This window comes from Mesorhizobium sp. M7A.F.Ca.US.007.01.2.1 (assembly GCF_003998165.1).
GTDB lineage: Bacteria > Pseudomonadota > Alphaproteobacteria > Rhizobiales > Rhizobiaceae > Mesorhizobium > Mesorhizobium ciceri.
Window position 1 is genome coordinate 1 of record NZ_RZQP01000347.1, and the last position, 4,474, is coordinate 4,474.

The following is a 4,474-nucleotide window of genomic DNA, read 5'->3' on the forward strand; positions in this document are numbered from 1 at the left end:
ACCTGAAACCCCGTGCCGCGAAGCTTCGCGGCGGCGGCATTTTTTGTTTTCCCGGAAAACTCTCACATGGATATTTCGCGCAGCGCATGACCCCGAAAATCGGTATCGATTTTCGGAAAGGATCATGCGCCAAATCATAAGTGCCACAGCGTCCTTTGCGCGTCCAAGAGGACGCGCGGCGCTGTGGAAACAGTGCATCCTGCACCTGCTCGCGCAGGGCGGACGCATTGAAATCGAAAAGAACGAGAAGAAACGGATCGCCTCCGTCAAATGCCTGACCCGCGACGGCTGGCATTATCCGGGCGTCGATCTCGAGCTGTTTCGAAAACTGAAGCGGAAGAAGGCTGTTTCTTCGTCTGACGGTGGACCCTACCGCATCACCCGGCGCGGGCTCGCACTCGTCCGCTCCGAACTCGACAACAGGTAACCACGGCTCCGCCGGTCGGTTCTCCGGCCGGCGGTTCGCCTCACCGCTCAGGCGGTGGCGATGTAGGCTCTGATCTCGTCGGCCTCGCGCTCGACATCCTCGATGCGGCGCTTGACCACGTCGCCAATGGACACGATGCCATCGAGCATGCCGTCCTTTTCCACCGGCAGATGGCGGAAGCGGCCTCGGGTCATGATCTCCATCACCTCGTTGACGGTGTGGTTTTCGTTGCAGATCTTCACTTTCGGCGTCATCGCCGAACGCACGGGGATATCGAGCGCGGCTCCACCTTCGCGGGCGACAACCCGGACGATATCGCGCTCTGACAGGATGCCGACGATCTTGCGATCGCCATTGGTGATGACCAGCGCCCCGATCTTGTGCTCTGCCAGGATACGGATGGCTTCGCTAAGCTTTTCGTTCGGCCCGAGCGTCAACACGTCATGGCCTTTTCTCTCGAGAATTGCCTTAACCGTCATGGCGTCCTCCTCTGCTTTGCCTGCCGGTTCCTGCCCTGACCGGCCTTCACGTAAGAGTGAACATCGTGCGCCGTGATCGGTTGCATTTCAAGTGTGGTGGTCGGCCGTCTCCCATTCGGGCGCCTGCCATCGCCTGTCGAACCAGCGCAGGCCGAAGAAGCCGGCGACAAAGCCGCCAATATGGGCCTCCCAGGCGATCTGGCCGTCTACCCCCGGGGCAAAACCGAGCAGGCCGGTGGCGAGATTGATGACCATCCACATGGCAAGGAAAATCACGACACCGCGCAAGCGCAACACGAATGCGATCGGCAGCACCGGGCCGGCGAAGGCGGCCTTGCCGGCCGAACGATCGGTGCGGAAGCCAAAACGCGCCGCAGCCCCCATCATGCCTGATATCGCACCGGAAGCCCCGACCAGCGGCGCCTCACCGTAAGGATGCAGTGCCCAGAAAAGCGCGACCGAAGCCAGCCCGGTTGCGGCAAAGAACAGCGCGAACCACAGCGTTCCCAGACGGTTTGCCAATGGTGAACCAAACGCGGCGAGCCACACCATGTTGATGGCGATATGGGCAAAGCCGCCATGCATGAACGCGTAGGTGAAGGGCCGCGAAAACAGGAACCAGTCGAAGCCGTATTGCCCGGTGTAGAGAACGGGGATGAAGGCCCCGTCATACAGCAATGTCATCTGCTGGGATTCGCTCAACACATATTGCTGCAACAGATAGACGACGACGCAGATGCCGATCACCGCCAGCACGACGGGCGGCAGGTTGAACACCGGCTCGCGCCGCGGCTCGGGCGCGCCCTCGACCGGGTCGGCTTCCGAGGGAATTACCGGTTCACTCATTTGAAATTGCACTCACTGCGGGATTCCAGGTTCGAGCATCTAGATTAACGCGGACCGAACAGCAAACCGCGAATCATCTGGCGCGAATCAAAAAAGAAGCCGTTCAAGGTTTCCCTTGAACGGCCGGTCGAGCCCCCTGCTCCCCTAAAACTCTGACTGAAGTGCTGCCGATCGTCGCGAAACGACCGCTTCTGGAGTGGTTTTTGTGTGCCACGGGGCTCGCTCAGACGCAACGTAAACCACTTGTTAACCTTAACGGCCCCGACCCGTGAACAAGTGTTAACGACGCTGGCACGCTTCCTGCTCCGCAACGCATGTAGGTCCTCGGAGGGCGCCCTTCTGTTCACCGATGGGACATCAGACGACAGATTGCGCGGAGCAGCATAGCATGAACCAGAATGGATCGATCACGCTGTTCCAATATTGGAACCGCCTGCGTGATGGACGCCCCGCCCCGAAGCGTTCGGAGGTCGAACCGGCCGACATCAAGTCGCTGCTGGCCGACACCTTTATCCTGGAACGTGACACGCGCGGACAGGCCGTATTCCGGCTGGCCGGCACGAGGCTTTGCGCCTGCTACGGCCGCGAGCTCAAGGGATTTTCCTTTCCATCGCTGTGGCGCGAGAAGGACCAGCGGCTCGTCTCGCGCCTGATCCATGGCGTGTTCGAGCAGAAATCGGTCGTGCTCATCAGCTATGAGGGCTTCAGCCGCAACGGGCGCTCCAATAAGTTCGAACTGCTTGCCCTGCCGCTGGACGGCGGCGTCGAAAATCCGCGCTGCCTGGGCGTCATCAGCGCCGTGGAGAAACCCTTCTGGCTGGGTGCCGATCCGATCACCGATGCGTTGATCGATTCAATCCGCGTCATAGATCCGGAGAAGGAGCTTCTGAACAATCGCCCGGCGATCGATGTTCCCTCGCTTGTTCCCGAAGAACTTGGGGCACCCGAGACGATCTCGGCGCTCGGCCGGGTGCGTCGCATCCGTCATCTCGTCGTCTTCGATGGCGGGCGCGAGGAATAGTCCGCTGTTTTTTGAGACCTGATGCACGTCGCCCAAAACTGCGCGGCGGTTTTGGCACCACGGCCTGCAAAAAGGAAAACGCTGGAGCGCCCGCTTTTCCCCTTTGTTAACCCGCTTTGTTGTACTTCTGTGATGAAGTTCCTCGCATCGGCGCGCGGGATGCCAAACGGGGTGTAGGCAGTCATGAGGTCAGCGGCGGTCGACTATGCGCCGTCCCAAGCTGAAAGGCGAAACTTTCAGCGCGTCCGGGTTAAAATTTACGGACGCTTCATGCTGGAAGACCGCACCGAACATCCCTGCCAGGTCGTCGACATGTCACCGGGCAATGTTGCGTTTCGCACCGACCGCATCGGCATGCCCGGCGAAAAAATCATCGCCTACATCGATCATATCGGCCGCATCGAAGGCGTCGTCACACGCACCCTGCAGGACGGTTTCGCGATGACCGTCATTGCGTCGGATCGCAAGAAGGACAAGCTGGCCGCGCAATTGACCTGGCTGGCCAACAAGCATGAACTCGACCTGCCGGAAGATCGCCGCCACGAGCGCGTCGCACCGCGCAATCCGACAAGCGTGCTGCAGCTCACCGACGGCCGCCAGTACCAGTGCCGCATCATCGACCTTTCGCTCTCCGGCGCCGCTGTCGAAATCGACGTCAAACCGGCGATCGGCATCCAGGTCATGCTTGGCACCATGCGCGGGCAGGTCGTGCGTCATTTCGAGGACGGCGTCGCCATCGAATTCGCTGTGATCCAGCGTCCCGAAACGCTTGATTCCGAATTCAACACGTCACGCGCCTGAGCAGGCCCGACAGCAACATTCCAGGACCGGCCCTTGCGGCCGGTTTTTTGTTTCTGGGAGCGCTCCGCGCCCGAGGTGGGGAGCCTTCAGATCCAAACGAATTAATACTCAAATGATTCAAATTTTACGTTTATTCTATTGGAGTTTTACTCAATATCTACTTCGCGCTTTTGCGTCAAATAAATCCACACGTGGCAATGTCTCCTTCGAACGGGGAGACTACAACAATGAAGAAAACGAGGGGCAAGCTGTTGCTGGCGGCAATGGCGATGCAGCTTTCCGCTTGGGGATCAGCATATGCCGCGGGACCGGCCTATATGCACACCGGTGGACGCACCACCCAGCCTGTTGGTCACTATGAGTTCTGCCAGCGCATTCCCGGCGAATGCAGCGAACGGACCCCCAGGGGTGCGCCGGTCGAACTGACCCGCAAGCTGTGGGCGACGATAGTCAACATCAACAATTCGGTCAACACCCGCATCAAGCCGCGCACCGACATGGGAAACTACGGTGTCGAGGAATATTGGGCCTATCCGGCCAATGGCTATGGCGATTGCGAGGATTACGCGCTGGAAAAGCGCCGCGAGTTGATGGATGCGGGCGTCCCCGCCGGCAATCTGCTGATGACGGTGGCGCGCCAGCCGAATGGCGACGGCCACGCGGTGCTGACCGTGCGCACCAGCCTCGGAGAATTCATCCTCGACAATCTTGAGACCAAGGTCCTGTCCTGGACGGACACCGACTACACCTATCTCAAGCGCCAGTCGGACCAGAATTCCGGCGTTTGGGTGACGATCAATGACGGCCGCTCCGACGCGGTCGCCAGCGTCCGCTAAAACAGAGCTCAAGCGCGCCGCGTGAATGCGAGGCGCTTCAGGAGAAACCCGGTCGAGTCCCCAC

The 4,474-nt window shown here is 60.0% G+C and carries 6 protein-coding genes; 4 read left to right on the plus strand and 2 right to left on the minus strand.

Annotation, left to right across the window (positions count from 1 at the left end; genetic code table 11):
- The first annotated feature begins 181 nt into the window (after positions 1–181).
- Positions 182–427 (plus strand): YjhX family toxin, encoded by a 246-nt coding sequence (locus EN949_RS33175; RefSeq protein ID WP_164755391.1) that lies wholly within the window; start codon positions 182–184, stop codon positions 425–427.
- A gap of 47 nt (positions 428–474) precedes the next feature.
- Here EN949_RS33175 and EN949_RS33180 read toward each other — a convergent pair whose 3' ends face one another.
- Both EN949_RS33180 and EN949_RS33185 read right to left on the minus strand, forming a co-directional pair.
- The gene (locus EN949_RS33180) at positions 475–906 is read right to left on the minus strand and encodes a CBS domain-containing protein (RefSeq protein ID WP_013531344.1); all 432 of its coding nucleotides are present in this window, start codon (positions 904–906) and stop codon (positions 475–477) included.
- A gap of 87 nt (positions 907–993) precedes the next feature.
- A complete protein-coding gene (locus EN949_RS33185) occupies positions 994–1,752 on the minus strand; it encodes a rhomboid family intramembrane serine protease (RefSeq protein WP_013531343.1) in 759 nt (252 codons plus the stop codon).
- Between the two features lie 388 nt (positions 1,753–2,140).
- Between EN949_RS33185 and EN949_RS33190 the strand changes: the two genes are divergently transcribed.
- From EN949_RS33190 to EN949_RS33200, 3 genes are all read left to right on the plus strand, one after another.
- The gene (locus EN949_RS33190; protein ID WP_127369850.1) at positions 2,141–2,773 is read left to right on the plus strand and encodes a PAS domain-containing protein; all 633 of its coding nucleotides are present in this window, start codon (positions 2,141–2,143) and stop codon (positions 2,771–2,773) included.
- A 183-nt stretch (positions 2,774–2,956) separates the two neighbouring features.
- Positions 2,957–3,574 (plus strand): PilZ domain-containing protein, encoded by a 618-nt coding sequence (locus EN949_RS33195; RefSeq protein WP_127367722.1) that lies wholly within the window; start codon positions 2,957–2,959, stop codon positions 3,572–3,574.
- A gap of 227 nt (positions 3,575–3,801) precedes the next feature.
- Positions 3,802–4,410 carry a transglutaminase-like cysteine peptidase gene (locus EN949_RS33200; RefSeq protein ID WP_127371924.1) on the plus strand — a complete coding sequence of 203 codons (609 nt, stop codon included), beginning with the start codon at positions 3,802–3,804 and terminating at the stop codon, positions 4,408–4,410.
- Positions 4,411–4,474 lie beyond the last annotated feature (64 nt).